Source organism: Peristeroidobacter agariperforans (genome assembly GCF_004138335.1).
GTDB lineage: Bacteria > Pseudomonadota > Gammaproteobacteria > Steroidobacterales > Steroidobacteraceae > Steroidobacter > Steroidobacter agariperforans.
The window spans coordinates 3,113,934-3,138,005 of sequence record NZ_RYFW01000001.1; the positions used below are offsets into that span (position 1 = coordinate 3,113,934).

The window sequence follows — 24,072 nt, forward strand, 5'->3', positions numbered from 1 at the left end:
TCAGGAGCGATGAAATGAACAACTGGCTTACTGCGCTCGGTGCGACGCTGGCGCTCGTTGCGTGCGACGCCGGAGCGGCGAATGCCGGTCCGTCGGATGCGCAGATTGCCGACATCGTGGTGACTGCGAACCAGGTCGATATCGACGCGGGCAAGCTGGCCGAAGCCCGCACTCAATCCAAGGACGTCAAAGCCTTTGCGCAACGCATGGTCATGGATCATGGCGGCGTGAATCAATCCGCCGTCGAGCTGGTCAGGAAACTTCAGGTCACGCCGGAGCCGAACGACACCAGCAAGAGTCTGCAGAAGGGCGGCGATGCCAATCTTGCGGCGCTGAAAAAGCTGAGTGGCGCCGCGTTCGACAAAGCCTACATCGACCATGAAGTCACTTATCATCAGGCCGTGCTGGACGCGCTCGACCAGACACTGATTCCCAGCGCGCAGAACGCCGAGTTGAAAGCACTGCTCGTCAAGGTGCGTCCCGCGTTCGTCGCGCATCGGGAACATGCGAAGCACTTGCAGGCTTCATTGGGTAAGGTCGGAAGCTGATCGCCGCCACGGTGGATAGTCCATGACGACCGATATCGCACCCTCGCTGCCGACGGAAGAGGATGACCTGTCGATAGCGCGTCGGATCGCCGCAGGCGACCAGGTCGCCTTCGAGCGGCTGATGCGTCGCTACAACCGTCGTCTTTATCGACTCGCGAGGGCTGTGCTCAAAGATGCCGCCGAAGCAGACGATGTGCTGCAGGATGCATATCTGTCGGCTTATCGGTCGTTGCGGCAGTTCCGCGGGGACGCGGCACTGTCCACCTGGCTGTCGCGTCTGGTTCTGAATGAATGCTCGGGGCGCTTGCGCCGTCACAACCGCCGCCAGAACGTGGTTCCCATGGTCAGCTCAACCAACCGACCCGAGGTCGATATCGTGCCCGCACAGGATTTGGAGCGGCCCGACCAGGCGACCGGTCGGGCGCAGATTCGGGATCTGCTCGAACACAAGCTCGATGAGCTGCCGGAGCCGTTCCGTTTGGTCTTCGTGATGCGCTCTGTCGAAGAGCTCAGCGTCCAGGACACGGCACAGATTCTCGGCATTCCTGAAGACACCGTGCGCAGCCGCCACTTCCGTGCACGCAGTCTGTTGCGCGACTCGCTGGCGCAGGAAATCGATCTGGCCGAGCGAGACCTGTTCGAATTCGGCGGTAAGCATTGTGATGGCGTGATCGCCCGAGTCTTCGCTCGTTTATAAGACTACTGCGGGATGAGGCGATCCCTGAGCTGCTGCGCGTGCTGCAGCCAATCAAGTTTCTGGCCGCGATGCCGTCAAATTCCAGGTAGACCATTGACGACCGTGCAGCCGTGAATCAAAGAGCTTCGACCGCGCCAGATCCTCAGCGAATGAGCCTCAAGCAAATGATGCTGATCATGATGATCGGCACAGCCTTCGCGATGCTCGCGCTCGGCTTCTGCATTCAGCGCTTGGGCGCTGCCACCGCCGGCGTCGCGGCCGCGTACGAAGTGAGATACAACTCGTACCTGCTCGCGGACGAAATGCGCCAAAGCTCGGACGATCTGACCCGGCTCGCACGTACGTATGTCGTTTCCGGCGAGCGCAAGTGGAAGGATCAGTATCAGGAAGTCCTCGATATTCGCGCCGGCAAGGTGCCTCGCCCGGCTCAGTATCACAAGGTTTATTGGGACTTCCGCGCGGCGGATATTCGCCCGGCGCGCGGCGAAGAGCCTGCAATGGCGTTGACCGATCTGATGAAGCGCGCCGGATTCACCACCGAGGAGTTCGCCAAGCTCGCCGAGGCCGAGCGCAACTCGAACGATCTGGTGCGCACCGAAACGCTCGCGATGAGTGCGCTCGAGGGCGGTAACCCTGCCGATCGCGCCAACGCTCAGGCGCTGATGCACGACGAGAACTATCACAAGTTCAAAGCGAAGATCATGGAGCCGGTCAACGAGTTCTTCGACGCCGTGGATCGGCGCACGCAGGGCTCGATCGAAGCGGCTGAAAACAACAAGACGTTCTGGTACACGATGCTGGTGGCGATCGCATTGGCGACGGTGGTGCTGCTCGTGACTTCGCTTTGGCTCGCCTATCGTCAGCTCGCGAGGTCGCTCACCGAGGCGGTGCGTGTCTCCGGCGCGATTGCGGCCGGGCGTCTGAATATTCAGGTCGCCCCGAGCGGGCCGCGCGAGGTCGCAGCGCTGCTCGGTGCGATGGCCGACATGCGAGCGCGGCTCGTGAGCGTCGTGTCCAATGTTCGGAAAAATGCGGATTCAGTCGCCGTGGCGTGCGGCCACATTGCGCAGGGGAATGCAGATCTGAGCGCGCGCACGCAAGAGCAGGCGAGCGCGCTCGAGCAGACTGCCTCCTCCATGGAAGAGCTCAGCGCCACCGTTCATCGCAACTCCGACAATGCCACGCAGGCGGATCAGCTCACTCGTGGCGCGAGCACGATTGCTGCTCGCGGCGGCGAGGTGGTCGGCAAGGTCGTGGAGACGATGCAAGGGATCACCGAGAGCTCGCACAAGATCGCCGATATTATCGGCGTGATCGACAGCATCGCCTTCCAAACAAACCTGCTGGCGCTGAACGCAGCCGTCGAAGCGGCACGCGCGGGAGAGCAAGGTCGCGGCTTCGCCGTCGTAGCGGCCGAGGTTCGCCAGCTGGCTCAGCGCAGCGCCGACGCGGCCAAGCAGATCCGAACGCTCATTCTCGACAGCGTGGGGCGCGTCGAGCAGGGCAGCGCATTCGTCGATCAGGCCGGCGCGACCATGACGGAGCTGCTGGCCGCCATCAAGCGGGTTACCGACATCACCGGTGAGATCAGCGCTGCCAGCTCCGAACAGAGCTCGGGAGTGACTCAGATCAGCCATGCCGTTGCCCAGATGGATAGCGTCACGCAGCAGAACGCGGCGCTGGTCGAGCAATCGGCGGCTGCCGCCGAGATGCTCGAACAGCAGGGCCGCGAACTGGTCGCCGCGGTCGCGGTGTTCCAGCTCTCCGACTCGGACGAGCATGCGCAGTTGGAACGCGTTCACTCGAACAGGAGTATTGGCAGCGCATCCAGAACGTCGTCAGTCGAATTCGATGTCGCAGCCTGACGCCCGCTTCGGCGCTTTTAGCGATTGAAGGGTTCGGCTTTCGAATCCGGCCGGAAGCGCATCGCCAGCAATAACACCGCGATGGACGCGGGCAGCCAGAACAGATCGGTCGGCGTTGGCCGGCGCCGTGCATAGCGCTGATCGCGCAGGGTTTCACTCAGCGATGCAGGGCCAGTCAGGCGCGCGTAGTTGAAGCCGACCTGGTCCGCGAGCGCTCGCAGGTGCGGCTCGCGAAGCCCGGACAGATGTTCGATGGGAGGCGCGTTGTTATCGCCGAAGGCGGTCGGCTGGATGACCTCGTCGGCGCGCCAGAAACCCTGCCGGTGTCCCTCCTCATCGATTCTCGGGATCGGGCTGGGTGCGTCGGCGCCCGCGCCGATGAGCCAGCCGCGGATCGAATGTTTCTGCAGATCCTCTAACACACGGGGCGGATAAGCCGGATCGAGCAGCGGCGCTTCCTGGCCGTCGCTGATGAAGACGATGTCGGGATGAGTGTCCGCAGCCAGCTGGGTTTCTTGCGCGGCCAGCACCGACCAGTACACGCCCTTGGTGATCTCGCTCGCATTGGACCAGCGCATGCGGCCATCGATCTGTTCGAGCGAGGCCAGCAAATCGTTGTAGTACGCGCAGACTTCGACGGGCGCGAGCAGCGGGATGGTTCGATATCCGGTGAATGCAGCCCAGCCGACGCGAGAGCCGCACGGCATTGCTCGCAACATGCGGCGAGCAGACTCGTGTGCAAAGGCAAGGCGGCTGACCGGCGCTCCGTCGAGCTCGTAGTCTTCGACGTTCATGCTCTGGCTGATATCGAAGACCAGCAGGTAATCGTAGGTATCGTGCGGCAGGTCGACGGGCGGAATGACGATCGCCGCCAGCAGTAGCACTAGCGCGAGCGCGATGGTCCTTGAATCCTTGTCTACTGACAGGCGCAGCGATCTCATGGAAGGTCGATCCTCACCCCTTGCAGGGTGCTCGTGCTTTGCTCCCTCTCCGGCGGCTCTTCCTTCTCTTCGATCTGCTGCTCGAGTTCCGGCGCCAGCTGCAGCGCGCGCGAAAGGTTGTATCGGGCATCCCAGTGCGCCGGCTCGTTGCGCAAGACGTCTCGATAACGCTGTTTCGCGAGCTCGATGAGGGGCAGCGATCTGAACGCTTCGCTGGCGCCATTCGCCAGCGCATCGCGCATGTACAGGTTGCCCAGATTATAGGCCGCAGCCCGACCCAGATCGCGGCGGTCGCCCTCGATCAGCGCTTTGTATGCTTTTACCGCTGCCTCGGACTCACCGGCGCGGGCAAAGGCAAGCGCACGCGCAAAGCGGGCTTCCGGAACCGATGCTTCGAAATCCGAAACGCGCGCGCTCGTGATCGCCGCGTTCGTGCGTTTGATCCGGTCGAGGCGAAGCGCGTGATGGGCGGCCAGGCTTCCGCACGCGAGCGCGACTGCGGCGAACGCGCCGTGAACGATCGATCGTTTCATGGCAGGCTCCGCAGTAACATGGATCGATACAACAGCAGCATCGCGCACGAGAACGCGGCAACGGCGAGAAACACACGGCTATAGTCCTGGCGCGGAATCTGCTCCAAAAAGTCCAACGGCAGGTTCTGTTGCCGCTCGACGTCGGCGACTGCTCGCGAGAGCTCCCCAGGATCTTCGGCCTGATACACGCGATACGGTGTTTGTAACGTCCGGAAGAAGCGGTGCAGGGCCATCTCGGGGGCGTTCTCCCAACGCGGCTCGGTCGAATCGAGTTTGGCGCTGTTGTAGGAGCGCAGATAGATCCAGTAGAGCGCGATACGATTGCGCGCGAGCCCGAAGCGGATCCGCTGCATGGTCTCAGCGTCCAGATGCGCGCCGCCGTCCGACACCAACAACATGATGCGACTGCCCGAGTAAGCGCGTTGGTCGAATTGGGCGATGGCGGCGATGAGTCCGCGACCCACTTCCGTATCGGCCAACCCACGGCCAATGGCGCCGGCCGCAATGCCTGCTTGCATGACCGCATCGTGCTGGGTGAACGGCACGACACCCAGCGGTCGATTGCTGAAATACATCAGTGAGAAACGATCGTCGGGACGTCGGCTGACGAACTGTGACAAGAGCTCACGTGCCACCTGGGCCTTTTGCGGGCCCTTTGCGAGGTGATACAGCAAGTTGGCCGGATCGATCTCTCGCCAGTTTGCCGGCAGCATCCGATCGTCCATGCTGCGACTCCGATCCAGGAGCACGAGGATCTCCGCGCCTTTGCCAGTCCGCTGAACTTGTGTCTGCGGGCGTCCCGGCTGAGCGAGCGCCAGTATGCTGCTCGCCAGAGCGAGGACCGCGAACACGGGCCACAGCCAGCCGATGATTTGACCGACACGATCGGGCGGCAGCCAGGCGAGGGACGGAAACGCGAGTGTGTCACGGCGCCTGCGTAACAAGGGCAGCAGTGCAAGCGGCAGGAGTGCCAGCGCCCAGGGATGCTCGAAGGCGATCGAGCTGCTCATTGCTCGTGCCGCCTTTCGATTCGGCGCAGCTCACGGCAGAGTGCGCGCACCGACAGCAGATTGCCCGGCGAGCCGGCGCCGAAGAATCGCTCGTTCGATTGGGCGAAGAAGCGTTCGATCTCCGCACGCTGCGGCTGCAGATGCGGGGCGCGTTCAAACAACGTCGGCAACGTTTCTGTTTGCAGCACACGGCCGGCCGTCTGATCGAAGGCGCGATGCACGGCTTGCCATGCCTCCGGCGCCGTCTCGTCGATGTGACGCAAGTGGTGGAGGGCTCGGGCGAACGGTTGGTTATGACTGTCCCGCCAGTTGCGCCATTGCAGCCAGGCAAGCCACGCTGCCAATGTCACACCCAACGCGATCGACCAGAGCCATAGGCGCGCGCGTGCCGGGGCAGTATCGATGATCGATGGCTCGCGATCCGGCCGGAGCTGATCGGCGCTGGAAGCATGGGAAATCAGCGGGGCGACGCTGATCGGTGCGGATGGAATCTCGATCCGCTCGCCGTGCGCCTGGTCCACGATCGCCCAGGCGGGCAGCTGTACGGTGGTGAGAGCCGGCGGCGCGTTGATCAACTGATAATCGACAACCAGCCAATGACGCCCATCCGACGTCTTTTCGATTCTGGACGCTCGCCGCTCGAGCCAGATATTCACGCGTTGTACCGGGGGCATCGCGGTGGGCTTGAAATCGCCGCGCGAGTTCGTCAGCAGCACGCGCTGCATGATCACATCTCCGATCACGTACCCGAACGCTCGAGGCTGTTCGACGATGGCGGGCGATGAATGCTGAGCGGCGAGCGCATCGGTCAGGGCCATGAGCGCCAGCAGGGCGAGTCCCGTTCTGACACTCATGCCGTGACCTCGAAGAAGTAGTGCGATAGCGCCTCGTTGTCGAACTCGCCGCTGATATAGAAAGGTCGAATGCCACGAGCACTGAATATCGCACTCAACTCGGCGCGTCGGCGTTGCACGGCTTCGTGCCAACGCGCACGCATGCCTGGCCGCAACCAGACGGTGCTGCGACGACCAGATTCCAGGTCTCGCAAAGGCATGAGCCCGTCACGCTTCGGGGGCTGCATCTCGGCCGGATCCCAGATGACGAGCGGCACGACGTAGGCGTGCGTGAGCAGATCGAGCACGCCATCCAATCGATCCAGCGGCCAATGGAAGTCGGATGCGATGAAGATCAAGCCGGGGCGTCCGGCCAGGTGCAAAACGGCTTCTTCCAATCCCTCGCCGCTGCCGGCCGCGCCCGTGCAGTTTGTCAGCATCGAAGCCATCACGTCACCGACGCCACGGCTCAACAGCGCCGGTACGAACAGGTCGGGGCGCTCGTGCGCGTCGAAGGCGAACATGCCCAGCGCATCGCCGACGCGAAAGGCGCTGTGCCCGAGCGCTGTCACAAAATCCGCGACGATGTGCAGCTTCGACTTGGGAAGGCCAAAGCTCATCGATGTCGAAACATCGGCGATGACATGGACCGGCACACTGACCCGCTGGCGGTTGACGCGAACCAGCCAATCTCCTCGAACCTCGCGCAGGCTGGCGCGAAGATCCAACCGGCGCGGATCCGGCCGGTCGTAGAGGCTCACGTGCGATACGAATTCCTGGCCGGCGCCGAGGCTCGAACCGGGGTGCGAGCCAGGTCGCCAGCCGCCGGAGCGGCGGGGCAACCTGTAGTGAAACTCGCGTGAGGTGCTCATCGTCAGCGCGGCGTTGGGACGTGTTCCAGAATTTGTTCGATGAGCGCCGTGGCGAGTTGCGTACGCCGCAGTTCGTAGACCGGCGTGAAGAACACTCGATGGCCGAGCGTCCAGGGAGCGACGGCGTGGATGTCTGCTGGAGTGATGTGAGTCCGGCCGGCGAGCCAGGCGACGACACGCGCGGCGCGAGTCAGAGACATCATGCCTCGCGGGCTGACGCCCGCGAGAATCAGTTTGCTCATGTCGACGCCGTCCAAGCGTACGCCAAAGCGCTCCGGGGCCTGGCTCGCATCCCATAAATCCAGGACGTAGCGCTCCAGCACCTCGCTCGCGTGGATACTGCGCTGGATTGCCGCGCCGATCTCATTGAGCTGCTGCCAGGGCAGAATGGCGGGCGCGACACGTTCGATCAGCTGATCGACATCGTGAAAGTCAGGGTCGAACACCAGCGCCCTGCGTATTTCCGGCGCGACGGGCGTGGGCATACGCAGCTCGAACATGAAACGGTCGCGCGCCGCGGAGGCGAGCTCGAACGTTTCTTCTTTCTCGACCCGGTTGCGGTCGGCGAACACGATCATGTGCGGGAACCGATACTCGCGATTGAATGCCGAGACGGTGCGCTCGGCCATCGCCCGCAGCAGCAACGATTGAACCTGGGGGCGCGCGCGGTTGATCTCGTTGAAGAAGAATGTCGCGAGCCGCTCGCCGTGTCGGAGCAGCGGGCCGGCCTCGATCCTCGGCTTGCCTTCGGCGTCGACGTAGGTGTGATAGATGAGGTCGCCCGGCATCAGATCGACGGTGCCCTCGACGCGCTCGAAATCTCCGCCGATCGCGCGAGAAAACGCGCGCAGAATGGTCGTCTTGCCGACGCCGACATCGCCTTCGAGCAGCACGTGCCCGCGAGCGAACAGCGCCACGTTGATCAGTCGGATGGTGTCGCGCTGGCCGATGATGGCCTTGCCGACTTCCTCCTCGACCTGTAACGCCCGATCCCGCCAATCCTGCAGCTGTTCGTCGGAAGCCATCGGACCGGCCCTCGCTCTACCGACCTGCGACACGTGCCACCCCAGGCACAGGGATGTGCCCGCCGCCACAGGCGGCGAGCGCAGGGGGAAAAGTCGCGCCTTTTTTCCCCCTGCGCCACAGCGCGAGTGGCAGGATGCCCACGTCGCTGTTTTACTAGTCTGGTGACTTTCGCGGCGATTTGCCACCTGTGGTAAAAAACGGCAGCGGCGTCTCAGCGCCCGATCTTTTTTTCGTCGGAGGGCCGATGTTTCGACCAGGACTCTTGGCATTGCTCGCGAGCTCGTTGGCACTGGGCGCACAGGCGGCGAACGCGCCTGCCGGGGACCCGAAAGCCACCGAAGTGTGGTCGCCGGTGCCGGTCAAGGTGACGCCGGGGGCGACTGTCGGCGCTCCGCCTTCGGACGCTGTCGTGTTGTTCGATGGCAAGAATCTGAATGCCTGGAAAAGCGAGAAGGATGGCGGACCGGCCAAGTGGCGCGTGGAGCAGGGCGAGCTCGTGGTCGCGCCGGGGACCGGCGACATCCAAACTCGCGCCAGCTTTGGCGACGTGCAGCTGCACGTCGAATGGTACGCGCCGCAATTGCCGGCGGACAAAGTCGATCAAGATCGCGCCAACAGCGGAGTGTTCCTGCAGGACGTGTACGAAGTACAAGTGCTCGATTCGTACCAGAACAAAACCTATGTCAATGGCCAGGCAGGCGCCATCTACAAACAACATCCGCCGCTGGTGAATGCAACCCTGCCGGCAGGTCAGTGGCAGACCTATGACATCATTTTCACGGCGCCGCGTTTTGCGCCGGACGGTGCGGTGAAGTCGCCGGCGCGCATGACGGTGCTCCACAACGGCGTGCTGATACAGAACAACGCCGTACTGAAAGGCGCTACCGCTTACATCGGTGCGCCAATCTACAAAGCTCACGGCAACCTGCCGATCCGCCTGCAGGATCATTCGCACGAGGTCCGCTTCCGGAATATCTGGCTGCGGAAGCTGTGACGTTCGTGTTTCAGCTTTTCCCGGTGTGCCGAGCGATGCAGGCTCTCAACAGTTCGCTATCGATAGGCTTGGTGATGTAGTCGTTCATGCCCGCCGCACGGCATTCCTCATCGGCGCCCTTCATGGCGTGCGCCGTGAGCGCAATGATCGGAGTGCGGTGGGATGCCGATTCACGAGCGCGGATCTGTTGGGTCGCCTGGTAGCCGTCCAGTTCGGGCATCTGGCAGTCCATCAGGATGACATCGAAGTGGCCGTTCTCCCAGGCGCGGACCGCCTCTTTGCCGTTGGCGGCAACTTCGACCGTACAGCCGATTTTCTCGAGCAATTTGACGCCGACTTTCTGATTGACGAGGTTGTCTTCGGCGAGCAGCACCCGGGTGCGTTTCTCCCGGGCGCGCATCGCCAGCAATTCGTGCTGAGTCACGATCGGAGGCTTGGGGGCGTTTCGATCGTCGGGCGCGGCGCCGAGCACCATCATCAACGTATCCACCAGATCGCCGTGGCTGACGGGCTTGAGCAGATAACCGGCGAATCCTATGCGCGAGAAGTGCGAGCTGTCCCCAGGCTGGCCAGAGGAGGTGAGTAGCACCACGCGCGTGGAGTGGATTGCGGGATCTTCATTGATGAGTGCGCCGAGCTGCGAGCCATCGATCTCGGGCATGTCGTGATCGAGTAGTGCGACTTCGTAGGGAAGCCCGGCCGCGGCTGCCAGCCGCAGTGTTTCGAGCGCTTTGGCAGCTGAAGACACGCACGTGGCCAGCACGCCGCAGCGAGCCATCTGACCGGCCAGAATTTTCAGGTTCGTCTGGTTGTCGTCCACCACCAGGATGCGACGTGCCTTGAGCGTGAGCGGCGCAGGGGTTCGGTGTTGGATCTGCTGGTCTGCGGGCGCAAATCGCAGGGTGAACCAGAAAGTTGAACCGCGGCCGGGCACGCTGCTCACACCACATTGGCCACCCATCAGATCGGTCAGTCGACGCACGATGGAGAGTCCCAGACCTGTGCCGCCGAACTGACGGGTGGTGGACGCATCGACCTGCGAGAACGGCTGGAACAGACGATCGATGCGATCGGCTGGAATGCCGATGCCGGTATCGCGGACTTCGAAGCGCACCAGCGTGCCGCTGGCGTCCGATTCCAGAACGTTGGCTTTGATGGCCACCTCGCCCGCGGCCGTGAACTTCAGCGCGTTGCCGCCTAGATTGGTGAGGATCTGGCGCAAGCGCCCGGGATCGCCTTTGACCGCTACCGGCAATTCCGGATCGATATCCAGCGCCAGCTCGAGCCGCTTGCGATGCGCCTGGAACGCAATCATCCGCCCGACGTCTTCGACGATATTGCGCAGATCCATGTCGACCTGCTCGAGATCGAGCTTGCCGGCCTCGATCTTGGAGAAATCCAGAATGTCGTTGATCACGGTGAGCAACGCTTTGCCGCTCTCGTGAATGGTGCGCGCGTAGTCGCGCTGCGTGTGATCCATCGATGTATCGAGCAGCAACTCCGCCATGCCGAGCACACCGTTGATGGGCGTGCGGATTTCGTGGCTCATGTTCGCAAGGAACTCGCTCTTGGAGCGGTTGGCAGCCTCGGCTGCCTCGCGAGCCGCGCGCATCTCGGTGACCATGCGCTTGCCTAAAGTGATGTCTCTGCCGATGCCGACCAGGCCAGTCACACGGCCCTGAGCGTCGCGCACCGGAATCTTGCTGGTCAGAAAATCGTGCGGCTGGCCGGCCGCATCGGTCACGATCTCCTCGCGCTCGACCAGCGGCTGGCCGGAGTGGATCAGCGCCTGCTCGTCTTCGTGAAAGCTCTTGGCGACCTCGGGAGGAAACAGGTCGAAGTCGTGCTTGCCCAGCAACTGGTCCGGCGTCATGCCAAGATTGCGGGCGACGGCGATGTTTGCTACCAGGAACCGGCCGTTCACATCCTTCGCATAGATGAAGTCGGGGACGTTGTCGATCACCGTGCGCAGCAGAGCGCGTTCGCCCGACTGGCGATCGTTGCCCGTGCGCTGAACGGCGCGCAGCCGGGCGGCGAGATAGACGACAGGCAGGCAGAAGGCGATGGCCAGCCCGGCCAGGCTCCATAGATATGTTTGTTGGTCAACCATGCGCTCCACCCTGCAGCGACGATCGGCGCCGTGGCGTAAGACAACGCGCCCCTGTTCTTCAGAGGACGACCATCGCAAGGTAGCGTTATCACTGTCCAGGGCCGGGCTGGCGCTTTGTGACGCGACGCAGCGCCTGTTGCCGAATGCGGAACGTGGGTCTCATTTTCCCGGAGCGGATTGTCAACGCGTAGCTGTACGAAATGTGACGGTGCGCACAAGGGGTCCCCGCTCGTGCGATCATGGCGAATGACTGAATCCTCGACCTTTGTCTCGCTCGCGCTGTCTCCGCCGATCGTTCGCGCCGTCGCAGAGAGAAATTACACCGCGCCGACCCCCATCCAGGCTGCCGTGATCCCCGGCGTGCTGAGCGGTCAGGATGTCTGGGCGTGCGCTCATACGGGCTCGGGCAAAACGGCTGCGTTCGCCTTGCCACTATTGCAGCGATATTCGGAAGCCGGGCGCGAGACGCCGCGGCGAATTCGTTCGCTGATTCTCGTACCGACGCGCGAGCTTGCCGCACAGGTCGGTGCATCGATCGAAAGCTACGCGCGCTATTTGCCCGAGCCGGTCAAAGTAGCGGTGGTGTTCGGCGGCGTGTCCATCAATCCCCAGATGATGGCCTTGCGCGGCGGCGCCGACTTGGTCGTTGCGACACCCGGTCGATTGCTGGATCTGGTGGAGCACAACGCATTGAGCCTGCGGTCCGTTACGACGTTGGTGCTCGACGAGGCCGATCGCTTGCTGGACCTCGGCTTTAGCGAAGAACTTGCCAAGGTCTTGAGCTTGTTGCCCGAGCGCCGTCAGAACTTGCTGTTCTCCGCCACGTTTCCGCCCGCGGTCAACGTTCTTGCTGAGACGCTGCTGCGCGATCCGCTGCGAGTCGACGTTCCCTCCACACCCGCGACTGTGCCGGACATCGCTCAGCGCGTCATCCACGTTGATGCGCCTCGTCGCACTCAGCTGTTGCTTCGCCTGATTCGGGAGCAAGGTTGGAGTCGTGTATTGGTGTTCGTCGCGACCAAATACTCGACCGAGCACGTGGCGGAGAAGTTGCGAAGGGCAGGAATCAAGGCTGCGGCAATTCACGGCGAGCTGAGCCAGGGAGCACGAACGCAAGCACTGGCGGATTTCAAAGCACAGCAGCTGCAGGTTCTGGTTGCAACCGACTTGGCTGCCCGCGGTATCGACATCGTGGAATTGCCTGCTGTCGTGAATTACGACCTGCCGCGGTCCACCGACGATTACATTCACCGCATCGGCCGCACCGGACGTGCCGGTCAATCGGGTGCGGCAGTGAGCTTCGTGAGCGCCAGCACGGAGGCGCATTTCAGATTGATTGAGAAGCGGCACCGGATGACTCTGCCGCGCGAGATCGTTGCGGGATTCGAGCCAGTGGAAACAGCGGCGCCGGTCGCCTCAGGCGCCACAACCGGCGGGATCAAGGGAAAGCGCAAGAGCAAGAAAGACAAACTGCGGGAGCGCGGCGGTCTGAACTAGCGCCGTTCGATATCAGCTCATGCACCGTCCGCCGACTTGCTGGAACTCCTCAAGAAATCGATGATCTGTTTACGCACGGCCGCATCGCCGATGCCCTTGTAGGGTTTCATGTTGTTGTTCGGGATGAGCTGCTCCGGATTCTCGATGAACTTGTCGAGGGTCGCGTCGTCCCAGACGACACCCGAGCTTTTCAAGCCCTGCGAATAGGCGGCGTAGGTGGAGGACGATCCTGCTTTGGCGCCATGAATGTTGTGCAGCGAAGGGCCGAGTCGATTGTCGCCTTCCTTCACGGAGTGGCAGGTTCTGCAGTGATTGTTGAAAGCCGCCGGTGCGACCTCGGCTGCAAGGGTTGGCATCGCCATCCCAGTCGCCAGTGCAACTGTAAGCCCGCGAACAACTACGCCACGCGTGATGGAGGTCATGACAACTCCACGGATGAGTCCGCCGCCGGTACCGGAGCAACGTGGCGCTCGCTGTAGTAGTTCCAACTGCCCCCATGCCGCGCTGGCCGTCCGCCCTGGTCAGCGATACGATCTAGCTCGCACATACGCAACCGAACTTGCCGCCATGGCCCGGTTCAGGATCTTGCTTCGCGATTTCCTACTCATCACGGTGCTGATCTGCGCCGCGTCTGCGCCGACGTGGTCGAGCGAGCGAGCCACGCCGGGCGAGCTCATGGAGTATGTCCTGCGTCCCGATGAGAGTTTCTCGCGTCGGGAAGTGATATCCGGCCGGGTCGGGAGGACGGACTACGTCGAGTATTTGCTGACCTCGCAAACCTGGCGAGGCATTCCCTGGAAACATCAACTCTTCGTGTTGCGTCCAGCGAACATGGAGCGCGACGCGAAGCACGCGCTGCTGTTCATCCATGGCGGGCGCTGGAAACCCGAGTACGAAGGCGAACGCAAGGAAACACAGTTGCCGCGCGAAGCGGCCTTGTTCGCCCGGCTTGCCGAATCGATCCACGCGCCAGTGGCGGTGTTGCGGCAGGTGCCGTTTCAGCCGCTGTTCGATCGCAGAGAGGATGCGTTGATCGCCTACACGTTCGATCAGTATCTACGGACCGGCGAAAGCGATTGGCCCTTGCTGCTGCCGATGGTGAAGAGCGCGACTCGCGCGATGGACGCGGTTCAAGCGATCACGCAAGAGCGTTGGGGCGCGACGCTCGAATCCTTCACCGTCGCAGGAGCATCCAAACGCGGCTGGACCGCGTGGCTGACGGCGGCCGTCGACGGCCGCGTGATGGCTGTCGCACCCATGGTGATCGACGTGCTGAACATGCGCGCGCAGATGGAATATCAGCGCGCGACTTGGGGCGAGGTCTCCGAACAGATCAGCGATTATTCGTCGCTCGACTTGCCGCGTCGGCTCGAGACAGAGCGCGGCAGCCTGTTGCTGTCGATCGTCGACCCCTTCAGCTATCGCGCGCAACTGATCCAGCCGAAGTTGATCTTGCTCAGCACGAACGATCGCTACTGGCCGCTCGACGCGCTGAAGTTCTACTGGCCGGATCTGCAAGATCCCAAGCATGTGCTGTATGTGCCCAATCAAGGCCATGGCTTGCGGGACGTCAATCGCGTCATCGGTGGCCTGAGCGCGGTCCATCGCTACGCTGCGGCGGGCAGGCCCTTGCCTCGCACAGGCTGGTCGATTGCAGTTCGAGATCGGAACGTGATCGTGACCGTGAACCCGGATCGGCCGCCACGACGCGTTATCGTCTGGAGCGCACGCAGCTCCACCCGGGATTTCCGCGAGGCGCATTGGTCATCGCGCCCGTGCGAAAAAACCCGCGACGGCTATGTTTGCTCGGCACGGCGTGGAGAGCAGGGCTATTTCGCAGTCTTCGCCGAAACAGCTTTCCGTGACCCGGGCAGCCCCGTCTTTTCCACGACGACGACGGTGTGCCTGGTAGGGAGCGACGAAGATAAGACGCCGGAGTGCTGAAATCCGCGGAAGGGGGCGTCGAGCCGTGAAGATCGACGCCCCTGGCGATCGTCTCAGTCGTTCGTCACTGGCGAACCTTCGCTGTCTCCTTCAACAAGGTCGCGTTGGCATCATCGCCATCCAGCGACCATGAGAACAAACCGCCCAGTCCCAGATTATTGACGTACGCGGCTTTGGTTGCGATCACCGTCGCATCATCGAAGCTCCAGAACTCGGTGCCGTTGTAAGTCCACAGCTGTTTGGTCACCGGGTGATAGAACTTCGGCGCATTGCGCGGCGCGAGCACCTTGTAATCCTCGATGCCTCTTTCATACGTGCCAAACGCGGGGCCGCTCGCGGGTTGATACAAACCGTTCGTGCCGCCATTGGCAACACCGGTCCAGCCGCGACCATAGAATGGAATGCCGATCACCAACTTGCTCGCCGGCACGCCGGCGCCGAGCAACTTGTTCACGGCGGTCTCGGTGGCGTAGGTCTTCACCACGCCGGTCGCTGGATTGTTGGGATCCATGTACAGGTTCGACTGGAAGTTCGTCGGACCCTGCGGCTCGAACCCGCCGTGATAGTCGTAGCTCATCAGATTGATCCAATCCAGGTGCTGCGAGTACGCCGCGGGCTCCGTGTTGTCGATCTTGTCCGCACCGGCGCCGATCGCGACCGTCAGGGAGTACTGGCGTCCGGTCTGCGCGCTCAGCTGATTGAGCTGACGACGGAACTCGGCGAGCAGCAGCGTGAAATTGCTTTTGTCCGCCGGGCTCACCGTGTTGTACGGCATGCCGCCACCGCCCGGGAATTCCCAGTCGATGTCGATGCCGTCGAATACGCCCACGGCTGCGCCCGGACCTCCAGCGCCGTCCGCAACCGGCAGATTGCCTTTGAGATAAATATCGATGCAGGAGGCGACGAGGGTCTGGCGTGCCGCGTCGGTTTGCGAGAAGCGACTGAAGTTCTTCGACCATGTCCAGCCGCCGAGCGAGATGAACATCTTGATCTGCGGATGGCGCGCCTTGAGCTTCTTCAACTGATTGAAGTTGCCTTTCAGCGGCTGGCTCCACACGTCGCCGACGCCGTCCACCGAGCCGGCGGCATCGTAGGACTTCTGGTAATCGGCATAACCATCGCCGCCATCGCCGTTGCCGGTTTCTGCCCGGGTGACGATGCCGCAGCGTCCGTCGTCATAGACGTTGCCGAATGCGTAGTTGATGAATGTCAGCCGCGATGCCGCGCCGGAGGTATCGATGTTCTTCACATGATAGTTGCGCTGATAGATGCCCCACTGAGTGAAGTAGGCACCGACCTGCTTGCCGCCACTGCCGGGAGTCTGTGTGACAGTGATCGTGACGTCATCGGTCGCGGTCGCGCCTTGGTTGTCGGTGACCCTGAGACGGAACGTCAACGTCGCATTCGACGACGGCGCGGTGAAGCTGGCCGTTGCCGTGCTTGCCCCATCCAGTGTGACGCCCGGTCCCGCTGTTTGTGTCCAGAGATAACCGGCGATGGAACCATCGGCATCCGTTCCGGAGCCCGCCAGTGTCGTGGCGGAGCCGGGAGTGACATTGCGATCCGCTCCGGCGTTGGCGGTCGGGGGTTGATTCGCTCCGCTGCTGCAATCGTGCAGCCTGCGCCACACTCCCCATTCGCCGGACTGGGAAGGAATTTCGTTCTGCGTCCACCATTTCGCCTCGTACGCTGCGCCTTGGTACGTTACGCGGTTGCCGTTTGTATATATGGAGCTGCCGTTCCACGCGGGATAGGGACATGGCTGCGCTTGCGCCATCGCGAGCGAACACAACAGCCATAGAAACACCGCGACGATGCCTAGGGGGACCCGTGCAATTGATGCTGTCACTGCAAATTCCTCCGTGATGGTCAGGAGCGCTGAGCTCCATTGTGGATTCCGTTCGCACGTGGCGCAGGCGTCGAGCCAGAGTGGTACCACGTAGGTCCAATATAGTACCAATGAAAAATGGAACGCAAGCGTTGGCGAAGTCGATACTGAAAGTGGATAGAACCTGAACAAAAATAACCAGATATGCGCCCTCTGTCGAGTCATCGCGGTTGACGATTGGTATTGTAAAGGTATTGTCTTGCGTACCAATTACACGCCAAGCGAAGTGCCGGGCCGCTGAGCAGCGGCGTGTGAGCGGCACTTCTCGATGAACGATTCGCCTTGCACGCGCTTGGGCCTTCTTGTATCGCTACATCGAACTCGCTGCTGAGGAATGCTGGAGCGCGCGCATGATGGAACAGCAAATGCAGGAGACGAACTCCGTCGAGAGGTTGGCGAGCAACGATCAGCGTCTAGAGTTCATTTACAAAGAAGCGCTTCGCGGACTCGTGCAACAGCAAGGTCTGGTGGAGAACTTGAACTCCCGGTCGGGAAATTTGATCTTTGCCGCGGCATTTGTGAGCTCGATGTTCGGCAATCGGGCCTTGTCGGACGGGCTCGGCATCTGGGACTGGCTCGCCATCGCATTGCTGTTCGGTCTCGGCGTCCTCATCGTTTTCATGCTCTGGCCGTTTCACAGATACAAGTTCCGCTTCGACCCTGCGGAGTTGCTGAGTACATACGTCGACCGGGACGCTCCCGCTAGTTTGGCGCGGATGCATCGAGAGCTCGCTCTTCGTATGGAAGCTGACCGCGCCGACAATTGGAGGGTGATCCAGCGACTGCGAGTGGCACTGCAGATCGCCCTCATCCTGTTCCTTCTGGAGATCGCCGCGTGGCTGCTCGCAATCGCGGCCGCCGCTTGATCAGTGTCATCAACTCGCCACGAAAGTCGCTGACACTCGATCCGCCGCGGAGCTCACGCTGCCGAGACGCAAAGCGCCGCTGATGTTCCGCAAGTAAGTCGCCGGCGAAGCGCCGGAGGCAAAGCTGACGCCTTTCGGATCCGCGAGTCCCTGCTGCTTGACGAAGCTGCTGCGCCGAGCGAACGCGTTGCTGCCATCGTCGTGCGCCAGAGTCACGGTTGAATCGCTGCCGACGACGAGTTTGCTCGCGGGCGACTCGATGTGTACCAGCGAGATGTGATTAGGATCCAAGCGGCTGGGCACTTGCCTGAACTGAGTCGTCTCCACCGGGCCGGTGCCGACGGTGACCCGTTCGCTGGTGACGCGTACGAACTGCTCGGGGCGGTCGAGGGGCGACCAGCGATTGGGCAACGGACCATTGCCGACTGGAATGCCGAAGTCCGGTGTGCCGTCGGCTCGGAAGTAGAGCCGCTGAATGCGGGTGTGACGATTCGGATCGAAGAGCGGATCGCCGACGATCTTCTCGTAATCGCGTCCGTGATAAACGAGCAGGTCATGACCTTGCTCATCGACAGTGAAGCTGTTGTGGCCGGGGCCGTATACGCTGGTGGCCGAGGAGCTGACGAACACGGGCTGCTGCGATTTGGTCCACACGGTGGGGTTCATGATGTCCGCGTCATCGGGCGCGGTGAGCAGGCCCAGACAGTAACGAGCATCGGTGGCGCTCGCGGAGTAAGTCATGAACAGCCGTCCATTGCGCGCTAGAAACGCCGGACCTTCATTGACCTTGAAGCCTTGAATTTCCCATTCGAGCGTCGGTGCGGTAAGGCGCGCCGGCGCTTTTGCGAGCGTCGTAGGAGTGGCGAGCGGCGCAAGAAAAACGTTCGTGTTGTTGCCGAAGCCTGGCTCGTGTTGCGCCCAACTGATGTACCTCACGCCGCGGTGCTCGAGGATGGTCGAGTCCAGCGTGAACGTGTCCCACGGCGTTTCGAGCTTGCCCAGCAACTCCCACTTCGACGTGATCGGGTCGGAGCCCGCAGCACGCAACACGTAAGTCCGGATGCGAAACTTGTCGTCACCATCGCCGGCCGCGAAATAGATGTGCCAGCGACCGTCGAGAAGGTGCAACTCAGGCGCCCAGATGTAACCCGCCATGCGGCCGCTTGCTGGCCGCCGCCACACCACTGCTTCGTCCGCTGTCGCCAGACCCGCGAGTGTCGATGAGCGCCGAATGATCAGGCGGTCGTACTCGGGAACGGACGCCGCCATGTAGTAGCTGCCGTCATGACGGAAGACCTGCGCATCCGCCCGCTGCCGCACGAGCGGATTTTCGGCGGCTGCGGAAGACGCAGAAGTTGTTGATCGGGCAAGCATAGGGGACGCGGCTAGAGCTGTGGCTGCGCCAAGAAACAGGCGGCGCGAGAGGTAAGTCATCGGGAGAGCTCATTGAATAAACTCAGACAATTGTGCCGCACTGGACGCCCCGAGTCACGGGGACCAGGAGTTTCGCCACGCACCCCAGGAGTTCTTGCTCCATCGCCCGACTTGGCTCTAGTATCCCTCCCAACCGGTGTTACCGGTAACAAGCAAAAGCCGCCGGCGAGCGATTCGAGCGGCAGGTGACTGAATTGCGTGGACGCGCAGTGAGGCGGGGGAGGGTCCATGATCAATCGACGCAACTTTCTGCAGGGGACATCCGTGTTGATGGCCCACGCGGGTTTTTCTCAACTCGTCGCTACTTTTCTCGCGAGTCGATCCGCCGTTGCCGCGAGTGCAGGTGATCCGATCTTTCTGTCGGCTGCCGAGCTGGGTCGCATCGCTGTCCTCGTAGATCTCATCCTTCCAGAAACTGATTCCCCGGCCGCCACTGCCGCAGGCACGCATGAGTTCGTCGACGCGGCGCTGAGTGCGTGCGCTTCGCCGAAACAACAAGCGACATTCCGGCGGGGACTCGCGGCGCTTGCGGCGGATGGCTTCGATGCGATGAGTGGCCAGGAGCGGCTCGCCTGGTTGCAGCGACGCGCGGCGTCCGATGTGGTGCTGTCGTACGACGAGTCGTTCTTCAAAATCCTCAAGGACTACACCTTGACCGGCTACTTCCATTCCGAAATCGGCGCTACCAAAGCGCTGGCCTATGAACGCGTGCCAGGCGGATTCCAGGGCGATATTCCGCTGGCGGCCGATCAGAAGGCATGGGCGATCTGAGATGGCCAAGTCGAACAGGTTCGATGCAATCGTCGTGGGCTCCGGCATGTCCGGCGGCTGGGCCGCGAAGGAGCTGAGCGAGCGCGGGCTCGAGACGCTGGTGCTGGAGCGCGGGCGCAATCTTCGTCACATCGTCGATTACCACACGGCGCTCCAGGATCCGTGGCAACTGCCTCACTACAACCGGCCCAGTCAGCAGGATCGCGCCGCTCAACCGATCCAATCGACTTTGTATCTGTACGATCAGTCGACGAAGCAGCATTTCGTCAATGACCGGGAGCACCCCTACGCCCAGGCGCAGCCGTTCAACTGGTACCGCGGCAGTCACGTCGGCGGTCGCTCGCTGATGTGGGCGCGCCACGTCTTTCGTTACAGCGATCTGGATTTCGAAGCGAACCTGCGCGAAGGCACCGGCGTCGACTGGCCGATTCGCTACGCTGACATCGCGCCGTGGTACGAGCACGTCGAACGATTCATCGGCGCCAGCGGCGAGAACGCGGGCTTGCCGCAACTGCCTGACCAGGTGCTGCAGCCGCCGTTCGAGATGAACGCGTTCGAGAAGCACATTCGCTCACGCTTCGCTGCGAAGTTCACCGATCGCAAGCTGATTTGCAGCGCCACCGCGGTTCTCTCGCGCGAACACAATGGTCGCGGCCCCTGTCAGGGGCGTAACCAGTGCGCGCGCGGCTGCCCCTTCAGCGCCTACTTCTCATCCAACGGCGTCACTTTGCCTGCCGCTGCGGCGACGGGGCGACTCACGTTGCAGCCCGACTCCATCGTTCATTCCCTGATCTACGATGATTCGAAACGACGCGTCACCGGTGTGCGCGTGGTCGACGCCCAATCGAAACAAACCACCGAATACTTCGCGCGAGTGGTGTTCCTGTGCGCTTCGACACTGGCCTCTACCGCCATTCTCCTGAACTCGCGCTCGTCGCGCTTTCCCCAGGGTCTCGGTAACGACAGCGGCGTGCTCGGCCATTATTTGATGGATCATCACAACGGCGGCGGCGCTGTCGGTTCGTACTCTCGACTGGCGGATCGTTACTACCGCGGTCGTCGTTCGACGAGCATGTACATCCCGCGCTTCCGCAACGTCGCTCATCGCGAGAAGAACTTCATGCGCGGCTATGGATACGAGGTCTACACCTCACGCCAGAACTGGAGCCGCGGCCTGGAAACCCCCGAGTTTGGCGCGGGCTTCAAGAACGAGATCACCCGGCCCGGCCAATGGCAGGTCTACATGGAAGGCTATGGCGAGACCCTCCCTTATAAAGACAACCGGGTGTGGCTGGACCCGGATCGGCCGGATCCATGGGGAATGCCCACCATCAACGTGTCCATGAGCTACCGCGACAATGAACGCCGCATGAGCGAGCAAATGATGGCGGATGCCGTCGAGATGCTCAAAGCCGCCGATGTCGAGAATGTCTCGGGCTTCAACCGCGAAACCATTCCCGGCAGCGTGATCCACGAAATGGGTACGGCGCGCATGGGGCGCGATCCGAAGACTTCCGTACTCAACAACTACAACCAGGTGCACGCCGTCCCCAACGTGTTCGTCACCGACGGCTCATGCATGGTGTCGTCGCCAACTCAGAATCCGTCGCTCACTTACATGGCGCTAACCGCGCGCGCCTCGGCCTATGCGGTAGAGCGGCTTCGGAAGGGAGAGATCTAGAGCGGCAGCGGAGGCTTGCCTTCACTGCCGCGCCATCGCGATCCGCAGGGCTTCTTGCGGGGCTACCAAATGACCCTCTGCTTCCGCCGCTTCGGCGATCGCGATTTGTACACCTTTGACGCGTCCTGTGAACGCGTTGCCGCGCGGTCCGTAGTCTTGCGCGACCGGCGCGCCGGTGTCTCTGCCGACATCGCAACCGTCGTCCGCTGAGAACACCATCGACGCAGTGGCATCGATCTCGCCTTCGCCCGCGCGAGCGCCGTCGACGTAGAGAGAAAGTGTGCCGCCTTTGCCCAGGCCGCCGCCTTGGTATTTGAACTCCGCGCGCACTTGATGGTTGCCTTCGGCAATCGGCGCCTGCGATTCGATATAGGTGTACCGCAGGCCGAACAAGTTGTAGCAGTACTTCAGTTTGCCGTCCTTCATGTACAGCGACCAACCGCCGATATTACCGCCTTGCGCAATGATCACTCCTTGCGCACCGCCTTTCGGGACCGTGATCTCGGCGGTGACCGAATGTGACTTGTTCTTGATGTTCACCACGGAGTTCTCGGACAACCGTCCCATCTTTCCGAACAGTATCTGCGACGTGCCGCGGATGAGCAGCGGTCGACCGGCAAGATCCGAGTTGACTCGCTCCGTTCCTCGATCGTCCAGCGGCAACACGTTGTACCGCGCGGCTTCGAGCAGCCAGAGCCGCTGCAACTCACTTAGTTTGTCGGGCATCTGTTTCGCGAGATCGTTTGCCTGCGACCAATCCTTCGTCGTGTCGTAGAGTTCCCAGACATCCTCGTCGAACGGCGGCACATTTTCGCCCACCAGCAGCCACGGCGTCTTGTGCCGCGTCACCGCGGTCCAGCCCTTGTGATAGATGCCGCGGTTGCCGAACATCTCGAAGTACTGCGTTTCGTGGCGCTCGGCCGCTTTTGCGTCGTCGAAAGAGTAGAGCATGCTCACGCCTTCGATCGGACGTTGCTGCACACCGTCCACGGCAAGCGGCTGCGGCAGACCTGCGGCTTCCAGGATTGTGGGCGCTACGTCGATCACATGATGGAACTGCGTGCGCACTTCGCCTTTTGGCTTGATGCCAGCGGGCCAATGCACGATCGTGGCATTGCGCGTACCTCCCCAATGGGAAGCTACCTGTTTCGTCCACTGATAGGGTGTGTCCATCGCATGCGCCCAGCTCACCGCAAAATGGTTGTACGACTCGGGACCGCCGAGCTTGTCCATGTGCGCCAGCAGGAACTCCGGCGTTTCCAGCGCCGCTCCGCCGTTGAAGTTGATCATTTCATTGTACGTGCCGTTGAGCGTGCCTTCGGCCGAGGCGCCGTTGTCTCCCAGGATGTAGTAGATCAGCGTGTTGTCCAGTTGGCCCAGCTTCTCGAGACTCTGGATCAGGCGTCCGACGTGGTGATCGGCGTACTCGAGAAATCCGGCGTACACCTCCATCTGCCGGGCCAGCACAGGCTGCAGCGCTGCCGGCATTTCGTCCCACGCCGGTATCTCCTTGTGCCGCGCCGTGAGTTTGCAATCCTTCGGGATGACACCGAGCTTTTTCTGGCGCGCGAACGTTTCCTCGCGCACCTTGTCCCAGCCTTGATCGAACTTCCCTTTATATTTGTCTGCCCATTCCTTCGGGACGTGGTGCGGGGCATGCGTCGCACCGGGCGCGAAGTAAACAAAGAACGGCTTGTCCGGCATCAGCGCCTTCTGCTGACCGATCCAGTCGATCGCCTTGTCGGTCATGTCCTCCATGAAGTGATAGCCCTCTTCGGGCGTGCGGTCGACTTCGATGGGCGTCGTGCCCTCGTATAACGAGGGGTACCATTGATTCGCCTCACCGCCGATGAACCCATAGAAGTATTCGAATCCGCCGCCGCCGGTAGGCCATGCATCGAACGGACCTGCGGGACTCGTCTGCCAGACGGGCACCTCGTGGCACTTGCCGAACTGGGCGGTCGAGTAGCCGTTGAGCTTCAGCGTCTTTGCAAGCGGCGCGCACGTATTCGGCAGCACCGAGCAATAACCTGGCGCACCGGTCGCAATTTCCGTGATGCCGCCCATGCCGACGGAATGGTGGTTGCGTCCGGTGAGCAGTGCTTGCCTCGTCGGCGAGCAGAGCGCCGTCGTATGGAAGCGGTTGTATGCGAGCCCTCGCGCTGCCAGTCGCTCTGCAGTTGGAGTGTTGCACGGGCCTCCAAATACGCTGGGAGCGCCAAAGCCGACATCGTCCAGCAGGATGAGCAGCACGCTCGGCGCGCCGCGCGGCGGGCGCAACTGTTTGATCGGCGCGAACTGCGTTTCCGGATCTTTCGCATCGAACGTGACCAGGCCGGTGCGGGGTTGATCGGGGATCGGCAGGATTTCGCGCGAAAAATCTTCGTGGTTGCCGGCGCGTGTTTTCTTGCGTTCAACTTTTCTCATTGCTCTCCCCTGATATCACGCCGACTTGCCATGGTGCACAGGGTAGCTTCTTCGATTATCAGTTCAATTCGTCAAAGGGGACGTGCGCAGTGCACGGATGAAATTGCCGTACGCACAAAGTGAAAGGCGGCTGCC

At 62.1% G+C, this 24,072-nt stretch carries 20 protein-coding genes; 9 read left to right on the forward strand and 11 right to left on the reverse strand.

Annotated features, from left to right (window positions below; genetic code table 11):
• Positions 1–14 precede the first annotated feature (14 nt).
• The 3 genes from EK373_RS13455 (at position 15) to EK373_RS34000 (ending at position 3,110) form a co-directional block, all read left to right on the forward strand.
• On the forward strand, positions 15–548 hold the full coding sequence (locus EK373_RS13455) for a DUF4142 domain-containing protein (RefSeq protein WP_129643140.1): 534 nt from the start codon (positions 15–17) through the stop codon (positions 546–548).
• A gap of 22 nt (positions 549–570) precedes the next feature.
• Complete coding sequence (locus EK373_RS13460) at positions 571–1,245, forward strand: RNA polymerase sigma factor (RefSeq protein WP_129643141.1); 675 nt, start codon at positions 571–573, stop codon at positions 1,243–1,245.
• Between the two features lie 149 nt (positions 1,246–1,394).
• Positions 1,395–3,110, forward strand: a complete 1,716-nt coding sequence (locus tag EK373_RS34000) for a methyl-accepting chemotaxis protein (protein ID WP_269813548.1) — start codon at positions 1,395–1,397, stop codon at positions 3,108–3,110.
• 17 nt (positions 3,111–3,127) lie between these two features.
• Here the strand turns inward: EK373_RS34000 and EK373_RS13470 are convergent, their stop codons facing one another.
• Genes EK373_RS13470 through EK373_RS13495 form a run of 6 tightly spaced genes read right to left on the reverse strand, consistent with a single transcriptional unit; the run spans position 3,128 to position 8,324 of the window.
• The gene (locus EK373_RS13470) at positions 3,128–4,051 is read right to left on the reverse strand and encodes a VWA domain-containing protein (protein WP_129643142.1); all 924 of its coding nucleotides are present in this window, start codon (positions 4,049–4,051) and stop codon (positions 3,128–3,130) included.
• Positions 4,048–4,584: an MxaK protein gene (locus EK373_RS13475; protein WP_129643143.1), complete on the reverse strand. Its 537-nt coding sequence runs from the start codon at positions 4,582–4,584 to the stop codon at positions 4,048–4,050. The genes EK373_RS13470 and EK373_RS13475 overlap by 4 nt, the downstream gene beginning before the upstream one ends.
• Positions 4,581–5,594: a vWA domain-containing protein gene (locus tag EK373_RS13480; protein ID WP_129643144.1), complete on the reverse strand. Its 1,014-nt coding sequence runs from the start codon at positions 5,592–5,594 to the stop codon at positions 4,581–4,583. Before EK373_RS13480 ends, EK373_RS13475 begins: the two co-directional genes overlap by 4 nt.
• Positions 5,591–6,448, reverse strand: a complete 858-nt coding sequence (locus EK373_RS13485; RefSeq protein WP_129643145.1) for a hypothetical protein — start codon at positions 6,446–6,448, stop codon at positions 5,591–5,593. The genes EK373_RS13480 and EK373_RS13485 overlap by 4 nt, the downstream gene beginning before the upstream one ends.
• Entirely contained in the window at positions 6,445–7,299 is an 855-nt protein-coding gene (locus EK373_RS13490; RefSeq protein WP_129643146.1) for a DUF58 domain-containing protein, read from the reverse strand. Before EK373_RS13490 ends, EK373_RS13485 begins: the two co-directional genes overlap by 4 nt.
• A 2-nt stretch (positions 7,300–7,301) precedes the next feature.
• On the reverse strand, positions 7,302–8,324 hold the full coding sequence (locus tag EK373_RS13495) for an AAA family ATPase (protein WP_129643147.1): 1,023 nt from the start codon (positions 8,322–8,324) through the stop codon (positions 7,302–7,304).
• Between the two features lie 245 nt (positions 8,325–8,569).
• Between EK373_RS13495 and EK373_RS13500 the strand changes: the two genes are divergently transcribed.
• On the forward strand, positions 8,570–9,319 hold the full coding sequence (locus EK373_RS13500; RefSeq protein ID WP_129643148.1) for a 3-keto-disaccharide hydrolase: 750 nt from the start codon (positions 8,570–8,572) through the stop codon (positions 9,317–9,319).
• Between the two features lie 10 nt (positions 9,320–9,329).
• On the opposite strand, the gene EK373_RS13505 is transcribed toward EK373_RS13500, so the two are convergent.
• Positions 9,330–11,429 carry a PAS domain-containing hybrid sensor histidine kinase/response regulator gene (locus EK373_RS13505; protein ID WP_129643149.1) on the reverse strand — a complete coding sequence of 700 codons (2,100 nt, stop codon included), beginning with the start codon at positions 11,427–11,429 and terminating at the stop codon, positions 9,330–9,332.
• Positions 11,430–11,675: 246 nt separating this feature from the next.
• Here EK373_RS13505 and EK373_RS13510 point away from each other — a divergent pair, with 246 nt between their 5' ends.
• Positions 11,676–12,926, forward strand: a complete 1,251-nt coding sequence (locus EK373_RS13510) for a DEAD/DEAH box helicase (RefSeq protein WP_129643150.1) — start codon at positions 11,676–11,678, stop codon at positions 12,924–12,926.
• 17 nt (positions 12,927–12,943) lie between these two features.
• Here EK373_RS13510 and EK373_RS13515 read toward each other — a convergent pair whose 3' ends face one another.
• Positions 12,944–13,348 (reverse strand): c-type cytochrome, encoded by a 405-nt coding sequence (locus EK373_RS13515; protein ID WP_198683274.1) that lies wholly within the window; start codon positions 13,346–13,348, stop codon positions 12,944–12,946.
• A gap of 145 nt (positions 13,349–13,493) precedes the next feature.
• Here EK373_RS13515 and EK373_RS13520 point away from each other — a divergent pair, with 145 nt between their 5' ends.
• Positions 13,494–14,870: a PhoPQ-activated pathogenicity-related family protein gene (locus EK373_RS13520; RefSeq protein ID WP_157994354.1), complete on the forward strand. Its 1,377-nt coding sequence runs from the start codon at positions 13,494–13,496 to the stop codon at positions 14,868–14,870.
• A gap of 64 nt (positions 14,871–14,934) precedes the next feature.
• Here the strand turns inward: EK373_RS13520 and EK373_RS13525 are convergent, their stop codons facing one another.
• The gene (locus tag EK373_RS13525) at positions 14,935–16,719 is read right to left on the reverse strand and encodes a glycosyl hydrolase family 18 protein (protein ID WP_198683275.1); all 1,785 of its coding nucleotides are present in this window, start codon (positions 16,717–16,719) and stop codon (positions 14,935–14,937) included.
• Between the two features lie 389 nt (positions 16,720–17,108).
• Between EK373_RS13525 and EK373_RS13530 the strand changes: the two genes are divergently transcribed.
• On the forward strand, positions 17,109–17,624 hold the full coding sequence (locus tag EK373_RS13530; protein ID WP_129643154.1) for a hypothetical protein: 516 nt from the start codon (positions 17,109–17,111) through the stop codon (positions 17,622–17,624).
• A 9-nt stretch (positions 17,625–17,633) separates the two neighbouring features.
• On the opposite strand, the gene EK373_RS13535 is transcribed toward EK373_RS13530, so the two are convergent.
• Positions 17,634–19,058 (reverse strand): family 43 glycosylhydrolase, encoded by a 1,425-nt coding sequence (locus EK373_RS13535; RefSeq protein ID WP_129643155.1) that lies wholly within the window; start codon positions 19,056–19,058, stop codon positions 17,634–17,636.
• A gap of 228 nt (positions 19,059–19,286) precedes the next feature.
• Between EK373_RS13535 and EK373_RS13540 the strand changes: the two genes are divergently transcribed.
• Both EK373_RS13540 and EK373_RS13545 read left to right on the forward strand, forming a co-directional pair.
• Positions 19,287–19,829 carry a gluconate 2-dehydrogenase subunit 3 family protein gene (locus EK373_RS13540; RefSeq protein ID WP_129643156.1) on the forward strand — a complete coding sequence of 181 codons (543 nt, stop codon included), beginning with the start codon at positions 19,287–19,289 and terminating at the stop codon, positions 19,827–19,829.
• A gap of 1 nt (position 19,830) precedes the next feature.
• Positions 19,831–21,510 carry a GMC oxidoreductase gene (locus tag EK373_RS13545; protein ID WP_129643157.1) on the forward strand — a complete coding sequence of 560 codons (1,680 nt, stop codon included), beginning with the start codon at positions 19,831–19,833 and terminating at the stop codon, positions 21,508–21,510.
• A gap of 21 nt (positions 21,511–21,531) precedes the next feature.
• On the opposite strand, the gene EK373_RS13550 is transcribed toward EK373_RS13545, so the two are convergent.
• Positions 21,532–23,937 (reverse strand): arylsulfatase, encoded by a 2,406-nt coding sequence (locus EK373_RS13550; RefSeq protein ID WP_129643158.1) that lies wholly within the window; start codon positions 23,935–23,937, stop codon positions 21,532–21,534.
• Between the last annotated feature and the right edge of the window lie 135 nt (positions 23,938–24,072).

What these genes read in the sequence shown, in the direction of transcription:
- EK373_RS13475 (WP_129643143.1), bottom strand. Translation starts at nt 4,584, where the DNA reads ATGAAACGATCGATCGTTCACGGCGCGTTCGCCGCAGTCGCGCTCGCG.
- EK373_RS13530 (WP_129643154.1), top strand. Translation starts at nt 17,109, where the DNA reads ATGATGGAACAGCAAATGCAGGAGACGAACTCCGTCGAGAGGTTGGCG.
- EK373_RS13520 (WP_157994354.1), top strand. Translation starts at nt 13,494, where the DNA reads ATGGCCCGGTTCAGGATCTTGCTTCGCGATTTCCTACTCATCACGGTG.
- EK373_RS13500 (WP_129643148.1), top strand. Translation starts at nt 8,570, where the DNA reads ATGTTTCGACCAGGACTCTTGGCATTGCTCGCGAGCTCGTTGGCACTG.
- EK373_RS13480 (WP_129643144.1), bottom strand. Translation starts at nt 5,594, where the DNA reads ATGAGCAGCTCGATCGCCTTCGAGCATCCCTGGGCGCTGGCACTCCTG.
- EK373_RS13495 (WP_129643147.1), bottom strand. Translation starts at nt 8,324, where the DNA reads ATGGCTTCCGACGAACAGCTGCAGGATTGGCGGGATCGGGCGTTACAG.
- EK373_RS13510 (WP_129643150.1), top strand. Translation starts at nt 11,676, where the DNA reads ATGACTGAATCCTCGACCTTTGTCTCGCTCGCGCTGTCTCCGCCGATC.
- EK373_RS13455 (WP_129643140.1), top strand. Translation starts at nt 15, where the DNA reads ATGAACAACTGGCTTACTGCGCTCGGTGCGACGCTGGCGCTCGTTGCG.
- EK373_RS13460 (WP_129643141.1), top strand. Translation starts at nt 571, where the DNA reads ATGACGACCGATATCGCACCCTCGCTGCCGACGGAAGAGGATGACCTG.
- EK373_RS13535 (WP_129643155.1), bottom strand. Translation starts at nt 19,058, where the DNA reads ATGACTTACCTCTCGCGCCGCCTGTTTCTTGGCGCAGCCACAGCTCTA.
- EK373_RS13545 (WP_129643157.1), top strand. Translation starts at nt 19,831, where the DNA reads ATGGCCAAGTCGAACAGGTTCGATGCAATCGTCGTGGGCTCCGGCATG.
- EK373_RS13550 (WP_129643158.1), bottom strand. Translation starts at nt 23,937, where the DNA reads ATGAGAAAAGTTGAACGCAAGAAAACACGCGCCGGCAACCACGAAGAT.
- EK373_RS13505 (WP_129643149.1), bottom strand. Translation starts at nt 11,429, where the DNA reads ATGGTTGACCAACAAACATATCTATGGAGCCTGGCCGGGCTGGCCATC.
- EK373_RS13485 (WP_129643145.1), bottom strand. Translation starts at nt 6,448, where the DNA reads ATGAGTGTCAGAACGGGACTCGCCCTGCTGGCGCTCATGGCCCTGACC.
- EK373_RS13470 (WP_129643142.1), bottom strand. Translation starts at nt 4,051, where the DNA reads ATGAGATCGCTGCGCCTGTCAGTAGACAAGGATTCAAGGACCATCGCG.
- EK373_RS13515 (WP_198683274.1), bottom strand. Translation starts at nt 13,348, where the DNA reads ATGACCTCCATCACGCGTGGCGTAGTTGTTCGCGGGCTTACAGTTGCA.
- EK373_RS34000 (WP_269813548.1), top strand. Translation starts at nt 1,395, where the DNA reads ATGAGCCTCAAGCAAATGATGCTGATCATGATGATCGGCACAGCCTTC.
- EK373_RS13540 (WP_129643156.1), top strand. Translation starts at nt 19,287, where the DNA reads ATGATCAATCGACGCAACTTTCTGCAGGGGACATCCGTGTTGATGGCC.
- EK373_RS13490 (WP_129643146.1), bottom strand. Translation starts at nt 7,299, where the DNA reads ATGAGCACCTCACGCGAGTTTCACTACAGGTTGCCCCGCCGCTCCGGC.